The sequence below is a fragment of the Streptomyces sp. NPDC088554 genome (assembly GCF_044752945.1).
GTDB lineage: Bacteria > Actinomycetota > Actinomycetes > Streptomycetales > Streptomycetaceae > Streptomyces.
In genome coordinates this window covers 256,283-273,811 of record NZ_JBIVMF010000004.1, presented here as the reverse complement: position 1 = coordinate 273,811, position 17,529 = coordinate 256,283, and the positions used below count along the sequence as shown (strand labels likewise).

At 71.3% G+C, this 17,529-nt stretch carries 15 protein-coding genes; 6 read left to right on the top strand and 9 right to left on the bottom strand.

Annotation, left to right across the window (positions count from 1 at the left end; genetic code table 11):
* Positions 1–27 precede the first annotated feature (27 nt).
* From ACIP8W_RS06885 to ACIP8W_RS06855, 7 genes are all read right to left on the bottom strand, one after another.
* A complete protein-coding gene (locus ACIP8W_RS06885) occupies positions 28–300 on the bottom strand; it encodes an acyl carrier protein (protein WP_401947193.1) in 273 nt (90 codons plus the stop codon).
* On the bottom strand, positions 297–1,811 hold the full coding sequence (locus ACIP8W_RS06880) for an amino acid adenylation domain-containing protein (protein WP_402202205.1): 1,515 nt from the start codon (positions 1,809–1,811) through the stop codon (positions 297–299). The genes ACIP8W_RS06885 and ACIP8W_RS06880 overlap by 4 nt, the downstream gene beginning before the upstream one ends.
* Positions 1,812–1,821: 10 nt before the next feature.
* The gene (locus ACIP8W_RS06875; RefSeq protein WP_401947187.1) at positions 1,822–2,994 is read right to left on the bottom strand and encodes an acyl-CoA dehydrogenase family protein; all 1,173 of its coding nucleotides are present in this window, start codon (positions 2,992–2,994) and stop codon (positions 1,822–1,824) included.
* 186 nt (positions 2,995–3,180) lie between these two features.
* A complete protein-coding gene (locus tag ACIP8W_RS06870) occupies positions 3,181–3,672 on the bottom strand; it encodes a hypothetical protein (RefSeq protein WP_401947184.1) in 492 nt (163 codons plus the stop codon).
* 10 nt (positions 3,673–3,682) lie between these two features.
* Complete coding sequence (locus ACIP8W_RS06865; RefSeq protein ID WP_401947181.1) at positions 3,683–4,603, bottom strand: ribonucleotide-diphosphate reductase subunit beta; 921 nt, start codon at positions 4,601–4,603, stop codon at positions 3,683–3,685.
* Positions 4,604–4,917: 314 nt separating this feature from the next.
* On the bottom strand, positions 4,918–6,552 hold the full coding sequence (locus tag ACIP8W_RS06860) for a long-chain fatty acid--CoA ligase (RefSeq protein WP_402149959.1): 1,635 nt from the start codon (positions 6,550–6,552) through the stop codon (positions 4,918–4,920).
* 362 nt (positions 6,553–6,914) lie between these two features.
* A complete protein-coding gene (locus ACIP8W_RS06855; protein ID WP_402202202.1) occupies positions 6,915–7,499 on the bottom strand; it encodes a LuxR C-terminal-related transcriptional regulator in 585 nt (194 codons plus the stop codon).
* Between the two features lie 569 nt (positions 7,500–8,068).
* Here ACIP8W_RS06855 and ACIP8W_RS06850 point away from each other — a divergent pair.
* Positions 8,069–9,259 carry an 8-amino-7-oxononanoate synthase gene (locus ACIP8W_RS06850; protein ID WP_402202200.1) on the top strand — a complete coding sequence of 397 codons (1,191 nt, stop codon included), beginning with the start codon at positions 8,069–8,071 and terminating at the stop codon, positions 9,257–9,259.
* Between the two features lie 203 nt (positions 9,260–9,462).
* Entirely contained in the window at positions 9,463–9,792 is a 330-nt protein-coding gene (locus ACIP8W_RS06845; RefSeq protein WP_401947171.1) for a hypothetical protein, read from the top strand.
* Positions 9,793–9,821: 29 nt separating this feature from the next.
* On the opposite strand, the gene ACIP8W_RS06840 is transcribed toward ACIP8W_RS06845, so the two are convergent.
* Positions 9,822–12,413 (bottom strand): glycosyl hydrolase family 65 protein, encoded by a 2,592-nt coding sequence (locus tag ACIP8W_RS06840; protein ID WP_402202198.1) that lies wholly within the window; start codon positions 12,411–12,413, stop codon positions 9,822–9,824.
* Positions 12,414–12,649: 236 nt separating this feature from the next.
* Between ACIP8W_RS06840 and ACIP8W_RS06835 the strand changes: the two genes are divergently transcribed.
* The 3 genes from ACIP8W_RS06835 to ACIP8W_RS06825 are packed head-to-tail and all read left to right on the top strand — an operon-like array spanning position 12,650 to position 15,089.
* On the top strand, positions 12,650–13,411 hold the full coding sequence (locus ACIP8W_RS06835; protein WP_401947165.1) for a LamB/YcsF family protein: 762 nt from the start codon (positions 12,650–12,652) through the stop codon (positions 13,409–13,411).
* On the top strand, positions 13,408–14,109 hold the full coding sequence (locus ACIP8W_RS06830) for an allophanate hydrolase subunit 1 (protein ID WP_401947163.1): 702 nt from the start codon (positions 13,408–13,410) through the stop codon (positions 14,107–14,109). The genes ACIP8W_RS06835 and ACIP8W_RS06830 overlap by 4 nt, the downstream gene beginning before the upstream one ends.
* The gene (locus ACIP8W_RS06825) at positions 14,106–15,089 is read left to right on the top strand and encodes a biotin-dependent carboxyltransferase family protein (protein WP_402202196.1); all 984 of its coding nucleotides are present in this window, start codon (positions 14,106–14,108) and stop codon (positions 15,087–15,089) included. The genes ACIP8W_RS06830 and ACIP8W_RS06825 overlap by 4 nt, the downstream gene beginning before the upstream one ends.
* 61 nt (positions 15,090–15,150) lie before the next feature.
* Here the strand turns inward: ACIP8W_RS06825 and ACIP8W_RS06820 are convergent, their stop codons facing one another.
* Complete coding sequence (locus ACIP8W_RS06820) at positions 15,151–16,266, bottom strand: threonine synthase (protein ID WP_401947158.1); 1,116 nt, start codon at positions 16,264–16,266, stop codon at positions 15,151–15,153.
* A 231-nt stretch (positions 16,267–16,497) separates the two neighbouring features.
* On the opposite strand from ACIP8W_RS06820, the gene ACIP8W_RS06815 reads away from it, so the two are divergent.
* Entirely contained in the window at positions 16,498–17,250 is a 753-nt protein-coding gene (locus tag ACIP8W_RS06815) for a GntR family transcriptional regulator (RefSeq protein ID WP_401947156.1), read from the top strand.
* Positions 17,251–17,529: the final 279 nt, after the last annotated feature.

Sequence of the window (17,529 nt, the reverse complement as noted above, 5' to 3'; positions counted from 1 at the left end):
GGTCGTGGAAAGGGAGGTCCGGCGGTCTCAGGCCGAGGAGTCCTGGAGGGAGAGCAGCAGATCGGCGATGGACTCCAGGTCCTGGAAGTTCTTCTTGACCATGTCGGCCGGAGGCACCCGCACCCCCAGCTCCTGCCGGACGAAACTGACCAGCCGGGCCGTCTCGATGGAGTTGAGCAGGCCCCAGTCGAGCAACGGCGTCGTCGTGTCGAACTGTTCGGCGTCCTTGCCGTCGAGCAACTCCGCGACGACGTAATCGTTGAGTTTCGACAGGATCTTCGTGCGGTCGAGGTCGGTCACGGTTTCTCCTTCTGCTGAGCGGGGGTGAGCGTGGCGAGCAGACGAGAACGGTCGGTCTTGCCGTTCGCGGTGCGGGGGAGGCTTTCGGCCGCCGACACGGAGTCGACGACCATGTACGTCGGCAGCGATGCCGCGCAGTGGGCCTTGAGAGCGAGCAGTCCGGGCGGCTGGGGGCCGGCCGGTACGACGACGGCGTGCAGCCGGGCCTCGACTCCCGTGCCGGTGACGGCGACCGCCACATCGGCGATGCCCGGGTGGGTGCTGAGCACGGCCTCGATCTCGCTGGGTTCGACCCGGTGGCCCCGTACCTTCACCATGGCGTCCTTGCGGCCCAGGTATACGAGGTTCCCGTCGGCGTCGTAGCGGCCGAGGTCCCCCGTGCGGTAGCCGCCCGGGGGCAGCCGGTCCTGACCCCAGTAGCCGAGCATGACCGTGGGACCGTCCACGACGATCTCCCCGGTGCCGTCCGCCGTCGTACCGTCGAGCCTGATGAGGTCGCCGGCGGCGGGTTTCCCGATCGGCAGTGGCTCGGACCGTCCGTCGTCGGCCCCGGTCAGTTCGTATCCGGCGCATACGTTGGTCTCGGTCGGCCCGTACCAGTTGAACAGCCGCACCCCCGGCCAGGCCGCCCGTAGCCGCAGGGCCCCGCCGGTGGGAAAGGGCTCGCCGGCGAAGACGCAGACGCGCAGGGCCGGGGGGACGCCCGCGTCGAGCAGCCCGCCCAGCCGCATCATGAGCAGCAGCGCCGACGGCACCGAGTACCAGACGGTGATCCTCCGCTCGAAGAGGAAGTCCACCAGGGCCGAGGGCGCGTGGGCGAGGTCGTCCGGGATCAGGTCCACCGACGCCCCGGCGCGGAAGGCGCCGTAGAGGTCGAAGACGGAGAGGTCGAAGTTGAAGGGGGCGTGGTTGGCGAGCCGGTCGCCGGCGCGCAGACCGGTCTCGGCCACGGCCCACCGCAGGAACGCCAGCGCGTTGCGGTGGCTCAGGCAGACGCCCTTCGGGTCACCGGTGGAGCCGGAGGTGTAGAGGACGTACGCCGGATCGTCCGGCCCGGCGGGGTGCCACGGCGGAGCGGGCCGGGCGGCGGCCCGCTCCCGCAGGGCGTCGAAGGTGATCAGGGGCGGTGCGGCGGTGGGCCAGCCCGCGGCCGCCGCGGCCCGTGCGCCCGCCTGGTCCGTGACGACGTGGGTCGGCCGCAGGGTGGCGGCGATCCTGGCCACCCTGGCGGGCGGGTTGGCGGGCGCGAGGGGGCTGTAGACCGCGCCCAGGCGCAGGGCGGCCTGCGTCAGCGCGATGACGTCGGCACTTTTCTCGGCCCAGATCAGCACCGGGTCACCGGCGGTCACGCCGACGGCGGCGAGCGCGGCGGCGTACCGCTCGGCCATGCGGTCCAGCTCGGCGTACGACCAGGTCGCGTCGCCCAGGTGCACGGCGGGCGCGTCGGGGGTGGCGCGGGCGGCGTCGGCCAGCAGGTGGTGGAGCCCGGCGGGTTCCGGGGACGTTCTCATCGGTATGTCCTCACAGACCCAGTTCGATGGCCACCAGCTGCCGCTGGATGTCCGAGGTGCCGGAGAAGAGGGTGGCGGCGACCGAGTCACGCAGCGCCGACTCGATACCGAACCCCTTGCGGAACCCCTGGCCGCCGAAGGTCCGCACGGCGTCGACGGCGGTCGTCAGCGCCGCCTCCGAGATCGCGAGCTTCGACAGCGCGGCGGAGAGTCCGCTCGTACCGCCCTGGTCCATCTCCCAGCAGGTCCGGTAGAGCAGCAGCCGGGCGCTCTCCAGACGGATCTTCATATCGACAACGCGGTTCGACACGGACTGGAACTCGGCGATACGACGCCCGAACTGGCGCCGTTGGCGGGCGTACGCCACGCACTCGTCGACCAGGCGTTCCTGGAGGCCGACGTAGAGCGCGAACAGGCAGGCGCGTTCCCAGCCCATCGAGTGCTGGAAGACCGCCGCCCCCTGCCCCGGCCCACCGAGCACCGCCGACTCGGGCACCGGGCAGTCCCGGAACTCGACCGTTCCGGCCGGGCACCCGTCGAGACCGAGCTTGGCGAAGGGCTCACCCGCCACCACGCCCGCCCCGTGCGCGTCCACGACGAATCCGGTGGTGCCCCAGTGACCGGCCTCCGGGTCGGTCGTCGCGTAGACGACCAGGACATCGGCGACCGGGCCGTTGCTGACGAACGTCTTGGTGCCGTTCAGCAGATAGCCGTCCGGTACGCGGGTGGCGGTCGTACGGAGGCTGCCGGTGTCCGATCCCGCCTCGGCCTCGGTCATGGCGTTCGCGGCGACGAGTTCGCCCGAGCAGAGTCCGGGCAGCACCCGTTCCCGCACCGCGGGCGAGCCGAACGCGACGATCGGCATCAGGCAGGCGAACAGGTGCGCGGCGGCGGCGAAGGCCAGCCCGGTGTCCGGGCACCCCCGCCCCACGGCCTCGAAGACCCGCGCGGTGTCCAGTGCTCCGAGGCCCTGTCCACCGTACTCACAGGGAACACAGGCACCCAGGACGCCCAGCCCGCCGAGGAACCGCCAGGACTCCCGGCTGAAGCCGTCCGGTTCAGGGCCCGTCTGCGGGTCCGTCCCCGAGGATGGGGACGGGGGGGTCCGCGTGAAGAACCTCGTCACCTCTGCGAGGGTGCTGTCGTAGCGATGCTGCTGGTCAGCAGCCCAGCTGAACTCCATGAATCTCCACCGATTCCTCTCCGCGGCGCGTCGTCAGGGGTGCGCGGAGGCTTTTCTCGCGGATGTTCCGGCACAGACGTTTCCGCCGCGGATGTTCCGGCACAGACGTTTCCGCCGCGGATGTTCCGGCACAGACGTTTCCGCCGCGGATGTTCCGGCACAGACGTTTCCATCGCGGACATTCCGTCACAGACGCACGGGAACCTTGCTGAGCACGCCGACCGCCTCGGCGAAGAAGTAGATCGCTTGGAAGAAGGAGAGCGTGTCCCCCTTCTCCAGCCGCAGCTGGCGGTACATCACCACGCGGCGCGGGTCGCACTCGTCCGACAGCAACTGCCGCCAGGTGGCGAGGTCGCCGCGCAGGACATAGTCGACCGCCATCTCGGCGGGCTTGGCCGGGCCGAGCACGGACGCCTTCACACACTGCCCGTCCTGCCAGTCCAGGCGCAGGTAGCCGCCGTCGTCCGGGGCGTCGGGCAGGCCGACGACGCCCAGCGCCCACGAGGACGAGTACGTCGAGCGCACTCCTTCGATCCACCGCCAGTAGTTCGGCAGCTTGGCCGCGCGGGCTTCCTCGTCCGGCCCGGCGTTCAGCGCCCGGCGTACGTCCTCGGCCCACTCCTCGGTAAGGAATCCGGGCACGGTCAGCGGCGCGTTCTCCATCATGTTCGTCGTCATGCGGTCCTCCTCAGGCCCGGGTCCGGATCGCGGAAACCATGCTGTCCAGGTCAGGGGGGAGGCCGATGCCGACGTCCGACAGCTTCATCCAGAGCTGGCGCATCATTTCCTGCTGGAGGCCGGCCAGGTCCCAGCCGAGCGGTTCCAGTGGGATCCGCCGGCTCGTCGTGGCGGAGACGGTCAGGGCCGCCCGGAGCGTGTCGTGGACGGCGAGCAGCAGCCGCGGGTCCTCCTGCACCGAGTCGCGCAGGAACCGCATGCCCCCCTGCACATGGCGGGCCTCGTCCCGGCAGGACGCGGTGAACCCCGTGTAGTAGCCGGGGAGCAGCCCCCGGTTGCGGCAGAAACCCAGCGTGACCTTCATGACGGTCAGCGCCAGGACACCCTCGATCCACAGGAAGTACGAGGTGCCGTACCGCACCCGTCGGACGGGGTCCTCGGGGTCGCGCCGCAGGTCGTCCGCGAGGTACGCGAGAAGCCCGAACGCGCCGACGAAGGTCTCGGAGATGTACCCGAACGACGAGTCGAGCAGCTCCTGCACCGACTCGCCGGGAAGGTCGACGACCTCCCGGTAGAAGCGGTCGAAGAAGACCATGTGCCTGGCCTCGTCCTCGACCTGGCTGGCCAGGAACATCTTCGATTCCTCGGTCCCGCCGAGCATGAACACCGGGAGTTCCACCTCGACCTGGCGCTCCCCGTGGTGGAACCCGGCGGAGACGGCGGTGAACGCGTCGCGCTCCTCCCGCGTCATCCGGTTCTGCCAGTCGTCCATGTCCTGGGCGAAGTCGATCTCGTAGGCGTTCCAGCGCTGGCGGTGGTATCGCTTGTACAGGGACGTGTAGTCCGGCAGCTTCTTGAGATCGGTGTGGAGATAGGCGATGACGTCGTCGATATCAAGGTCGCGGATTTGATGAAGTGCGGCGCTATCCACACGGGATATCAATTCCTTGGACAGATCGGTCATGACCTCTTTGCTTTCTCTTGCTTTCACCCTGGAGCGGCTGATAATTGGCAGTCGGAAATGAAGGAAAGAATTCCTTCAGGTCTGCTGTGCAGCCGGAAGACAAGGGGAGAAAAGAACGGTCGAATTCTCCGGAACCCTTTTGTTCGGGAACTCGGCTCGATGCATTTGAACTTTATAACACCTGAGGACTTTGCGGCGGACGAGTGAAGTGAAACTGGCACTATTGCTAGTCCGGGCCGGTCCCGGATCCCCCGTCCGGATCGGCTGACCGCCTGTTCTCCTTACGCGGAGGGCGGGATGTGGTGCAGGTCGAGCACGCCCTTGGCATACAGCTCCCGCAGCTGCTTTTTGTCGACCTTGCCGACACTCGTTCTCGGCAGCGCGGCGACGAACGTCCACCGCTCGGGCAGCTGCCACCGGGGCACCCGCCCGGACAGGAACGCGCGCAGTTCGGCGGGGGTCGCCCGCTGTCCCGCGTTCAGTACGACCGCGACCAGGGGCCGTTCGCCCCACCGCTCGTCCGGTACCCCGACCGCGCCGGCCTCCGCCACCGAGGGGTGGGCCATCACCTGGTTCTCCAGGTCGATCGAGGAGATCCACTCGCCACCGGACTTGATCACGTCCTTGGCCCGGTCGGTCAGTGTCAGGTAGCCGTCGGGGCTGATCCGGCCGATGTCCCCGGTGCGCAGCCAGCCGTCGTGCGACTGATCGGGCTCGGCGCCGCCGTAGTAGCCGGCCGCCACCCACGGCCCGCGCAGTGCCACCTCGCCGACGCTCTCGTTGTCCCAGGGCAGTTCCCGGCCCTCGTCGTCGAGCAGCCGGGCCCGCACCGGAGCCGGGAAACGGCCCTGGGACAAGCGGTGGGCCCAGGCCCGTTCGGGGTCCGTACCGGCCGGCGGCCGGGCGACCGTACCCAGCGGGGATGTCTCGGTCATGCCCCAGCAGTGCAGGAGGGGTACGCCGTGTCGCTCCTCGTACGCCGTGAAGAGGGCGGGCGGGCAGGTGGAGCCGCCGACCACGATCTCCCGCAGGTGCGAGATGTCCTGCGGTGCGGAGTCGAGGTGGTGCAGCACCGCCTGCCAGATCGCGGGCACGCCGCAGGCCAGCGTCGGCCGTTCGGAGGCGAGCATCCGCGCGATGTCCGCGGGCTGGAGGAAACGGTCCGGCAGCACCAGCGAGCCGCCGATCATCGCCGACGAGTGGGGCAGTCCCCAGGCCAGCACGTGGAACATGGGGACGAGGACCAGGGATCTGTCTCCCTGGTACAGACATGTGCTGTTCGTCATGCAGTCCTGGAGGGAGTGCAGCCAGATCGACCGGTGCGAGTAGACGACGCCCTTCGGATCGCCGGTGGTGCCGGAGGTGTAGCACATGGCGGCGGCCTGGCGTTCGTCGATGTCGGGCCAGGGGAAGTCGTCCGGCTCTCCGGCGAGCAGGTCGTCGTAGCCGTGGACCTCGATGGCGGCGGGGGCCCGGAGCGCGCCCGGATCGCCGTTGACGACCACGACGTGCCGGACCGTCGTCATCCGCGGCAGCAGCTCGGCCAGTTGCGGCACGAGCGAGCCGTCGACCAGGACGACGTGATCCTCGGCGTGGTTGGCGATGTAGACCAACTGGCCGGGGAACAGCCGGACGTTCAGGGTGTGCAGTACGGCGCCCATGGCGGGGACGGCGAAGTACGCGGTCAGGTGCTCGGCGTTGTTCCACATGAAGGTGGCCACCCGCTGGTCACCGGTGACACCGAGCCCGCGCAGCGCGTGCGCCAGCCGCGCGGCGTCCCGGCCGATCTCCCCGTACGTCGTACGTCGTGGCCCGGCCTCCGTCCAGGTGGTGACCTCGATATCCGCGTGCACGCGACGCGTGTATTGGAGGAGGTCGGCCAGGGAGAATTGTCCGTCCTGCATGGTGCTCAACATGGGAAGGCTCCAGTACGGGGCTCAGGGCTCGGGGCAAGGGATGGAATGCGCGGGCGGGGGGGAAAACCGGCCGGGCGGAAGGTCACTGGGCCCGGTGAAAAAGTCACCGGCCGGGTGGAAAGGTCGCGGGCCTGGCGAAAAGGTCGCGGGCCGGGCGGAAGGGTCGCGGGCCGGGCGGAAGGGCGCCGGGAAATGACCGCATGACGATGAGAGATCCGGGCGTGGCGACGGGGGGTTCCTCGCGTCGCGTGTGATGCCCGTGCCGAGGTGGGAGGGATTTGCCGAGAAGCCCTCGCGAAAACGGCAGGTAATTCTCCTGGGCGGCCGGGACCCGGTCCGGTCGGACCCCGGCCGCCCTGCGGCTATTTCACATACTGCGGAAGTACCTTCGGTGGCCAACAGGTCGGATCGAAAATACGCTTGACGAAAATCATGGAGATCAGCGCGGTCCGGCTGGGTGCGTCGAATTTCCGCAACAGGCCGCTGATGTGGTACTCGACGCCCTGCTTGCTCAGGTTGAGCCGGGAGGCGATCTGGGTCGACGACTCGCCCATCGCGACGCCCTCGACGATGCGGGCGGCGATCTCGCTCAGGACGACGGTCTTCTCGCCGGGGGCGCCGCTCTGGCGCCTGACGATCACCAGTGCCGTCCTGCCGTCGTCGTCGCAGTCCTTTTCCATGGCGAAGGCGTATATCTGCAAATCGTTCACGCTTCGGTTGAGCGACGCACCGCCGAAGTGCTCTGCGAAGTACTTCTGATGGCCGTGGAAAATCTGATCGAAATTTTCGCCCAGACGGCTTTCCGGGTGGAATCTCAAGATGTCGCGGAACGACAACCGTCTGATTGATTCAGTGGTATTCCCGAAGAGGCGAGAGAAATTTTCACTGGCAGATGTGATGCAGAGACAAGGGGCGACGAAGGCCACGCAGAGGCCGAAGTCGTCCATGAGTTCCGAGAAACTGTCGAATCGACGTGTGGAGTGGGGGCATTCATCTCTGGCGATCCGGGGTTTGGGTATTCGCACCTCGTATCCGCGAACTTGTCCAGTCATTGGGGACCTTTCTGAACTGAATGGCGCTGTGCAACGCTCTTTGCCTTGATTTTATTTTTATATTTACCGGAATGACAGGTCCGATCGGGTTCGGATCCCGCACATCCAATGCGGGGCAACCTCCGCTTGCCGTGTGACCGGACGTGAGTAGTCCGTTCTTTCCCAGGGCGACGCGGATCTAACCTTGCCTGATTCCGAGGGGCCCGTCGGCTTGCGGGCGGGCCCCTCGGTGGTGAGTGATGGTAGGGGATTTGGTATAGGGGTCACGCCTCGGACTCGGTAATGCGGCACCTTCCGTTGACGTTACCGAAACGATAAGAATGGTCGGACACCCCTATTCGGGATCCTTCCCGAGTAGGGGGTGGTCAGGAGGCGTCCCCGACCGACTCGGGGAAGAGTGGGACTTCTGTTGGTTTACGTTGGGGCACGTCCAGGTACGTGGTTTGCCCGGCTAGCCTCCCGCCATGACTTCACGGAACACGGAAGCGGTGACGCCCTCTCCTGAGAGGGTTTTCGACTGGTTGGAGAAGGAGTTCGAGCGACGGGCGGCCGCCGGAATTTTTCGGCGGTTGCGGACACGCGACGCCGACGAAGAGTTCATTGCCCTCCAGGGCAATGACTACCTCGGACTGAGCCAGGACAAGCGGGTCGTCGAGGCGGCGGTCGAGGCCACCCGCCGCTGGGGCACCAGCTCGACCGGATCCCGTGTGGTCAGCGGATCCACGGCCCTGCACGCCGAATTCGAAGAAGAGCTGGCGGACTTCACCGGGGCCGAGGCGGCACTGGTTTTCTCCTCCGGATACATGGCCAACCTGAGCGCGATCACGACCCTGTCAGGACCGGAGTCGCTCATCGTCACCGACCAGGACATTCACGCCTCGCTGATCGACGGCTGCCGGCTGTCCCGGTCGGAGGTCTCCGTGGCCCCGCACCTCGACGTGAAGGCGATGGGCGAAGCGCTGCGGAACCGGCGGCAGCCGAACGCGCTCGTGATCACCGACTCGGTCTTCTCGGTCGACGGCGACCTCGCTCCGCTCGGCGACGTGATCGAGGTCTGCCGACAGCACCAGGCATCCCTGCTCGTCGACGACGCGCACGGCTTCGGCGTACTCGGCGAGGGCGGCAGGGGCGCCGCACACGCCATGGGGCTGGCCTCCGCGCCGGACGTCGTCACCTCGCTCACCCTCTCCAAGTCCCTCGGCGCCCAGGGCGGCGCGGTCTTCGGCCCACGGCGGGCGATCCGGCAGATGGTCGAGAGCGCCCGCACCTTCATCTTCGACACCGGCCTGGCCCCGGCCAACGTGGCGGCCGCGCTGGCAGCCCTGCGGATCATGCGTGCCGAGCCCGATCTGGTGCCGCGCGCCCGGGGCATCGCCGCGGAGATCTCGATGAGGCTGAAGGAGCGCGGCTTCACGGTGAGCACGCCCGACGCGGCGGTGGTGTCGGTCCGGGCGCCCTCGCCGAAGACCGCCGAGGAGTGGACGGCACGCTGCGCCGAACAGGGCGTCCGCGTGGGCTGCTTCCGGCCGCCCGCGGTGACCGACGGGATCTCCCGTATCCGTATCGCCTCCCGCGCGGACCTCACCCCCGCTCAGGTCGACCGGGCGGTGGAGGTGATCACGGAGGCCGCGCCGGAGGGGGCGGCGACGCCGTAGCGCATGAGGCGCGAGGGCGGCCGACGACCTCGGCGGGCGTGCTCCGTCTCGATGGACGAGGTGGCCTCTCACCCGCTGCCGAGGGGGCGTCGGCGCCCGGTCTCCGTACGCCTTCCCCGCGCCGTGACACGAGCGGGGCGTCACCTGTACGGGAGGCCGGGCGGGCCGGAACCGGGCGGGGGGCCCGTGCGTCCGTCGGGGGCATGGAGAAGACGCGTGGGTGGGCGGGGTGTCTGGCCGTGGTGGGCGGGTTCGCGGTCGGGCCGCTGGTGTGGGCGAGGGGGGCCAGGGCGGGGCTGGTGCGGTTCGAGGGGCAGACGGATCTGCGGCTGCTCTATGTCGAGTTGCCGCTGATGCTGTTCGGGATGCCCGCGCTGGCGCTCGGCGCGTGGGCGCTGGCGGTCGGCGCGCTGCGGCTGCGGGAGCCGTTGGCGGCGCTGGTGGTGGTGGGGGCGCTGGCGCTCGGGGCATGGGGGTGCACCGAGTGGCTGGCGGTGCGGACCGCTCCGTACGTACAGGAAGGGCCGCTGTGAAACGTCGTACAAGGGAGGACGGGCCCGTATCAGTTCCGGGTCACCGTCAGTTCGCTGATGCCCGTGCGCTCGTCGCCCGCCGGTGACCGGACCGTCACCCGTACGTGGCGGGCCTCCGCGCCCGGTTCCAGGGGCTGCCAGTGCGCCGCGTCCGTCGAGGTCTCGATCGTGTACGAGGCCGGGCGCGGGTCCGTCCATCGCGGGGCGACCTCGGCGACGGGCGCCGTTCCGCCCAGGTCGACGGTGAGCGAGGCGGTGGGGTCGGCGGGCACCCAGGACGTCGCCGCGCTGCCGTCGACGGCGGCCGCCGCGTACAGGCCGCTCTCCTCGGAGGTGGCGGTCGCCGGGCGGCAGCGGGCCGCGTTGCCGGTCGGGGTGAGGTCCGGGCGGCGGGTCGGGAGCGTGAGGGTGGCGGCGAGGGTACGGGCGCCCGCCGGGGTGTGGATGGTGAAGGGGGCGCCGGACGTCAGCCGGAGCGTGGTCTCGCGGGCGCCGATGGCGATGTCGTACGTACGGCCCTGCCAGCGCAGCCCGCGCAGGGTGACACCGTCCGCGAGCTGGGGCGGCAGCATCGGGTCCAGCCGGACCCCGTCCTCGCGCGGCCGGAGCCCCGTCAGCCCGTGCGTGAAGACCTGGAGGAAACCGCCCTTGCCGGTGAGGAAGTCCTGCGCGGGCGAGCCCGACAGGGGATCCTCCGCGCCCGCCTTGTCGCCGCGTGCCTCGGAGAAGAGGGCGAAGGGGCCCCGGACGAACGGTCTGATCGACCGCTGGAGGTACGTGTGGACCGCGCAGCCCGGCTCCCCGATGGCCGCCGCGTCGATCGCGTGCACCGAGTCGGTCATCGCGGGCCCGTCCGGGTCGGTGCGCGCGGCGTAGTAGTCGAGGGTGGCCGCCGCCGCGCCCTCGGGCATCGGCCACTCCAGCGGATAGGTGAGCAGCACGGTGTCCGCCTGCTTGATCCGGGACCCGTCGTAGCCCGCGTACTGGAGGTAGATCTTCCGCTCGGCGTCGTACGGGATACGGATCCGGTCGGCGATCCTGGTCCACTCGGCCGGGGGCGTCGCGCCGACGAGCGCCGCCGCCCGGACCGCGTTCCGCAGGACGGTCGCCGCGCCCGCGTTGGTGAAGACGCCGTCGGTGACGCCGTTGCTGTACTCGTCGGGGCCCGCCACCTCCTTGACGGAGTAGCCGCCGTCCGGGGTGGCGGTCACCCGGGACGCCCAGAACTCGGCGATCCCGCGCATCAGCGGCCAGCCGCGCTCCCGCAGCCACGCGCGGTCGCCGGTCGCCAGGTAGTACTGCCAGACGGCGAGGGAGATATCGCTCTGGAGGTGGTTCTGGGTGACGCAGTGCGGCGGGTACCAGCTCTGGCACTCGGGCCAGACGTACCCCTCGCCGCCGCTGGTCCACGGGTAGAACAGGCCCTTGAAACCGAGCTTCGCGGCGTTCGACGCGGCGGCCTCCCGGGTGCGGTAGCGGTACTCGACGACGGAGCGCGCCAGTTCGGGCCGGGTCGCCAGCAGCCCCGGGTAGATCCAGGTCTCGGCGTCCCAGAAGATCTGGCCCGCGTAGTTGTCGCTGCTCAGCCCGGTCGGCGCGAGGCTGTCGGCGGCGCCGGGGCGGGCGGCGGTCAGCAGCCCGTACTGCGCGGAACGCAGCCACGCCCGGAGATCCGCGTGGCCCGGTACGTCGATGTCCGGCCCCCAGAGCGGCGCCCAGGCCGCCGCGTTGGCGTCGAACAGCGCCCGCCAGCCCCGGTCGGCCGCCCCGCGCGACGCGGTGAGGGCGGCGGCCCGGGGGTCGGCCGAGGTGAGGGCGGTGTCGACGCCGACGTACTTCTCGAAGGTGTGCGTACGCCCCTCCCGCACCGCCGACGCGCCGCGCGGCGCGGGGCGCAGCGTGGCCGCGAGGGCGCCGGTGGTCGCGGTGCCGTTCGTACGGAAGGTGGCGACCCCGCCCTCCGTACCGGTACGGGTGATACGGCGTGCCCCGCGCCAGTCGAGCTCCCCGGTGACGGTGGCGTCGCCGCTCCAGCGGGGGGTGAGGCTCAGCCGTACGGCGCCGACATGGGGGTCGGAGCGGTCGGTGAGGACCTCGTACACCAGATCGGTGACGCGGCCGTCCGCCGTGGTCCAGCGCAGTGCGGTACGGACCACCCCGCAGCGCAGCAGCAGGCTCTGGCGGTACCGGGAGATCCGGCTCCGGGGGCCGAACGTCTCGTCACCCACCCGTACGTCCAGGGTCGTCCAGGTAGGCAGCGCGGCGATCACCTGGCGGTCGGCGGTGACGTCCGGCTCGTGGGCGTACAGCCCGGCGACGAGGGCGCCGTCGTAGCGGGGGGTGTACAGCGGGAAGCCGGTCGCGCCGCCCGGCTCGGCGTAACCGGCCCCGGTGGGTGGCACGCGGACGCCCAGATAGCCGTTGCCGGTGTGGGCGTGGTGGCTGTCGGCGGGGTCGATCCGGGTGGCGGCGGGGGACCAGCCGGGGTCGTCCTCCTGCCCGCAGCCGGCGGGCGCGGTCACGGGCGCGGGGTCGGCGGCGTGCGCGACCGGGGGGACGGCGGTGACGGCGAGCGCGCCCGCGAGGAGGGGCGCGAGGAAGGGCGTACGGGAGAGGGGCACGGAACCGACCGTACGAACAGGGGTACGGGAGGGGAGCCGGGGCGCGCGTGCCGAGCGGCCCGGCCCACCCGGGTGGCCGCGTGCTGTGGGTGCTGTCGGTTCGGGTGGTCCGCGCGGGGGACGATGGTCCCGTGGGACCGCGCGACTCTTCTCGTATCTCGTACCGCGCGATCCTCTTCGGACCGCGTGACTCTTTCTCGGACCGGGTGACTTCTCCTCGTGGGCAGGTGACGACCATGGCGATTGATCTCAACAGCGACCTCGGCGAAGGCTTCGGCCAGTGGCGGTCGGGGGACGACGACGCGCTCCTGTCCATCGTCACCAGCGCCAACGTGGCCTGCGGTTTCCACGCGGGCGATCCGACCGTGATGCGGCGGGTGTGCGAACGGGCGGCCGAGCGGGGCGTCGCGATCGGCGCGCAGGTCGGCTACCGCGATCTGGCCGGGTTCGGGCGGCGGTTCATCGACATGGACCCGGCCGAACTCGTCAACGACGTGCTCTACCAGCTCGCCGCCCTCGACGGCTTCGCCCGGGTGGCCGGGGCGCGCGTCGCGTACGTCAAACCGCACGGCGCGCTGTACAACGCGATCGTCCACCACGAGGAGCAGGCCGCCGCCGTCGTGGAGGCGGTACGGCTGTACGACGCGGGTCTGCCCGTGCTGGGGCTGCCCGGCAGCGCGTGGCTGCGGCGGGCGTCCGGGGCCGGACTGGGCTGTGTCCGGGAGGCGTTCGCCGACCGCGCCTACACCGCGAGCGGCGCTCTCGTCCCCCGGCGCGAGCCCGGCGCCGTACTGCACGATCCCGGCGAGATCGTGGCGCGCTGCCTGCGGCTGGTGACGGAGGGCGTGATCGTGGCGGTCGACGGTACGGAGGTCCCGGTCGCCGCCGACTCCCTGTGCGTGCACGGCGACACGCCCGGCGCGGTGGAGATCGCCCGGCTGGTACGCGAGGAACTCACCCGCGCGGGCCACGCCCCCCGGCCCTTCGCCGCCCGATGACGCCGGCCGGTCCGCGTGGCGCGCTTGCGGTGCGGGCCGTGGGCAGCGCGGCGCTCATCGCCGACCTGGACTCCATCGAGGAGGTCCTCGCCCTGCGCACCGCGATGGAGTACGACACGCCGCCGGGCGTCCGGGAGCTGGTCGCCGCCGCGCGCACCCTGCTGGTCACCTACGACCCGGCGGTCACCGGACACGACGCGCTGGCCCGGGAGATGACGCGCCGCGCCGCCGGGACGACGGTGGCGGCCGGGCAACGGCTGGACGCGACCGAGAGGTCCGGGGCGGCCGACGGGGCCGGGGCGCCCGACGGGCCCGGCACGCTGATCGTGCCCGTCCGCTACGACGGCCCCGACCTGGCGGAGGCCGCCGCGCTGACCGGGCTGACCGTGGACGAGGTGATCGCCCGGCACACCGCACCCCTCTACACCGTCGCCTTCGCGGGCTTCGCCCCCGGCTTCGGCTATCTGACCGGCACGGACCCGGTGCTGGGGCTGTCCCGGCGCGCCGAGCCGCGTACCGAAGTGCCCGCGGGCGCCGTCGCGGTGGCGGGCGGCTTCACCGGGATCTACCCGCGCCCCTCGCCGGGCGGCTGGCGGCTCCTCGGCACGACCTCGCTCGCCCTGTGGGACGAGCGGCGGGACCCGCCCGCGCTGCTGGTGCCCGGCCGGCCCGTACGGCTGCGGGCGGTGGGGCGATGAGCGCCCGAGCGGTGAACGCGGGGGCGGTGAGCACCGGAGGACGGCGGCTGGAGATCCTGGCGCCCGGTCCGCTGACCACCCTTCAGGACCTCGGCAGGCCCGGCTGGGCCCATCTGGGCGTGACCGCCTCGGGCGCCGCCGACCCGCCGTCGCTGACGCTCGGCAACCGGCTGGTGGGCAACCCGGAGAACACCCCGGCCCTGGAGACCACCTTCGGCGGACTGCGGGTCAGGACGCGGGCCCGGGGCGTCGTCTACGCGGCGCTCACCGGGGCGCCCTGCCCCGCCCGGCTGGACGGCGTCCGCCTCGGGATGAACGCGCCCTTCGCGATGGCCGACGGGCAACTGCTCGAACTCGGCGTGCCCACCGCCGGGCTGCGGACGTATCTCGCGGTGCGCGGCGGGCCCGATGTCCCGGCCACCCTCGGATCCCGCTCCGCCGACCTGCTGTCGGGGCTCGGCCCGCCGCCGCTGTCGGCGGGCGACGTCCTCCCGCTGGCGCCGCCCACGGGCACCCTGCCCGGCGTGGACCTGGCCCCGCGCGCCGATCCGCCCCGCGACTTCGTGCTCCGGGTCGTGCCGGGGCCGCGCGACGACTGGTTCGACCGGGGGTCCGTCGCGGCGCTGTACGGCGAGGTCTGGGAGGCCACCAGCCGCGGCAACCGGGTGGCGGTCCGGCTGGCGGGGCCCACGCTCGTACGCGCCCGGGAGGGCGAACTGCCCGCCGAGGGCATGGTGCGCGGCGCCCTTCAGGTGCCGCCGAACGGACAGCCGATCCTGTTCCTGGCGGACCATCCGGTCACCGGGGGCTATCCGGTGATCGGGGTGGTGCACGCGGCGGATCTGGCCCTCGCGGGACAGCTGCCACCGGGGGCGGCGGTCCGGTTCCGTAAAACTCACCGAAGCCCCCTGATCCGCACAGCTCACCGATCGGTACAGCCCCCTGATCCGCACAGCTCACCGATCGGTACAGCCCCCTGATCCGCACAGCTCACCGATCGGTACAGCCCCCTGATCCGCACAGCCCCCCGATCCGCACAGCTCACCGATCGGCTCGCCTTCCTGCGGGCGCCAGGCCCGTCTTGGCGCCCGCGCCGCAGAGCGGCACCACGGCGGAGCGGTCCGTCCAGCCGCCCACCGCCGCCCAGCAGGCCACGCCCGTGGACTCCACGAAGAGGCCGCGGGAGGCCAGATCGAGCTGTGCGGTCCGTACCTGGTCCTCCGTCACGGTGAGGAACGTCCCGCCGGACTCCCGGACGGCGCGCAGGATCTGCCGGGCGCGCGGCGGGTTCGGGATGGCGATGCCCTCGGCGAGCGTCGGCGCCATGGCCCCGGGGCGGGCCGGCAGGGTGTCCGCGCCCGCGTGGAAGGCGGCGGCCAGCGGGGAGACGGCCTCGGCCTGGACGGCGATCAGGGCGGGGCGCTCGGCGATCAGCCCGTGTCCGTACAGCTCGGTGATCGCGAGCGCCGCTCCGAGCAGCAGCGTGCCATTGCCGACCGGTACGACGATCGCCTCGGGGAGCCGGCCCCCGAGGTCCTCCCACAGCTCGTAGACATAGGTCTTCGTGCCGTGCAGGAAGTACGGGTTGTGGACATGGCTCGCGTAGAACGTGCCCGGCTCGTCGGCGGCGGCGCGGGCCGCGAGCGCGGTGGCCTCGCGGTCGCCGGGGACGCGTATGAGCCGGGCGCCATGGGCCCGGATCTGCTCTGTCTTCTTGGCCGAGGTCGCCTCCGGTACGTACACGGCGCAGGGCAGCCCGGCCCGCGCGCAGTACGCCGCGACGGCCGTGCCCGCGTTGCCGCTGCTGTCGGCGACGACCCGCTCCGGGCCCAGCGTCCGGGCCAGCGCGGCGAGCATCACCGCGCCCCGGTCCTTGAAGGAGAGCGTCGGCATCAGGAAGTCGAGCTTGGCGCCGATGAACGGCGACAACTCGACAAGCGGGGTGCGCCCCTCCCCGAGGCTGCCCGCAGGGGCGGCGAGCGGCAGCGCCTCCTCGTACCGCCACAGCGAGTTGACCCGCGAGGGGAGGCTGTCGAGCGGGACGGGCCCGGCGTCGAAGTCCAGGTCCCAGGGCCCCCGGCAGAGGGGGCAGCACCAGGCGAGCGACTCGACGGGGGAGCGGGTACCGTCCACCGGACAGAGATAGGTCGTGGTCATGGCCCCAGGATGGCAGCCACCACTGACAGTCCCTCAGGGACGGCCCCACGGCACGGACCGTCCTCCGGGGGACGGCCCACGGCACTGCCGGGGCCCCAGGGGGGAACACGGCGGGCCAACGCCCTGCGGGGACACGGATCATTACTCCGAGTGAAGCACTGGCCCTTGCTTGCGGCGGGCAACCCACGGTTGCCAGGCTGTCGCTGTCTGTCAACCTGATGGGAGTGGCCAGTGGCCTTCGGTGAGCGGCCCGCTTATCTGCGCGTTGCGAGCGATCTCCGCGAGAAGATCGAGAACGGCACGCTGCCGCCCCACACCCGGCTGCCCTCGCAGGCCCGGATCCGGCAGGACTACGGCGTCTCCGACACGGTCGCGCTGGAGGCGCGCAAGGTGCTGATGGCCGAGGGTCTGGTCGAGGGCCGCTCCGGTTCGGGTACGTACGTACGGGAGCGGCCGGTCCCGCGCCGTATCTCCCGGTCGGGCTACCGGCCGCCGGCCGGCTCCAGCCCGTTCCGGCAGGAGCAGGCGGAGACGGGCGCGCGGGGCACCTGGGAGTCCCGCAGCAGCCAGGACGAGGCGAGCGCCGAGGTCGCGGCCCGGCTCGGCATCCAGCCCGGGGACCGCGTGATGCGGACGCGCTATGTCTTCCGGGAGGCGGGCGAGGCGATGATGCTCTCCACTTCCTGGGAGCCCCTCGCGGTGACGGGACGGACCCCGGTGATGCTCCCCGAGGAGGGGCCGCTCGGCGGCTGCGGGGTGGTCGAGCGGATGGCGGCCATCGACATCGTCGTGGACAACGTGCTGGAGGAGGTCGGCGCGCGTCCCGGGCTCGCGGACGAGCTGCTGGCGCTGGGCGGGGTGCCCGGCCATGTGGTGATGGTGCTGGAACGCACGTACTTCGCGTCGGGGCGGGCGGTGGAGACGGCGGAGGTCGTGATCCCCGCCGATCGGTATCGCGTCGCGTACCACCTGCCTGTCAAGTGACTGGAACCGGACGTTCTCGCCCGACCGGGCGGCTCCGGCCGGGGTCCCTGTCCGGATCGTGATGTCCTGTTTCCCATGGTTCCGTACGGAGTTGGCGGTGGCCGCGGGACGGTTCGGGCGGGGTGTTCGGCTGGGGCAGGGGCGTGAACAGGCGTTTCCCGCCCCCTGGTTTCGGCGCTTTGTTGGCCGGATGAGTATCTCTTTGTGAAAACACATATCCGCTGCGTGAAGGTCGGGCGTACGCTCGGGCATATGCGGATGGGGATTTCCTGGGGATGT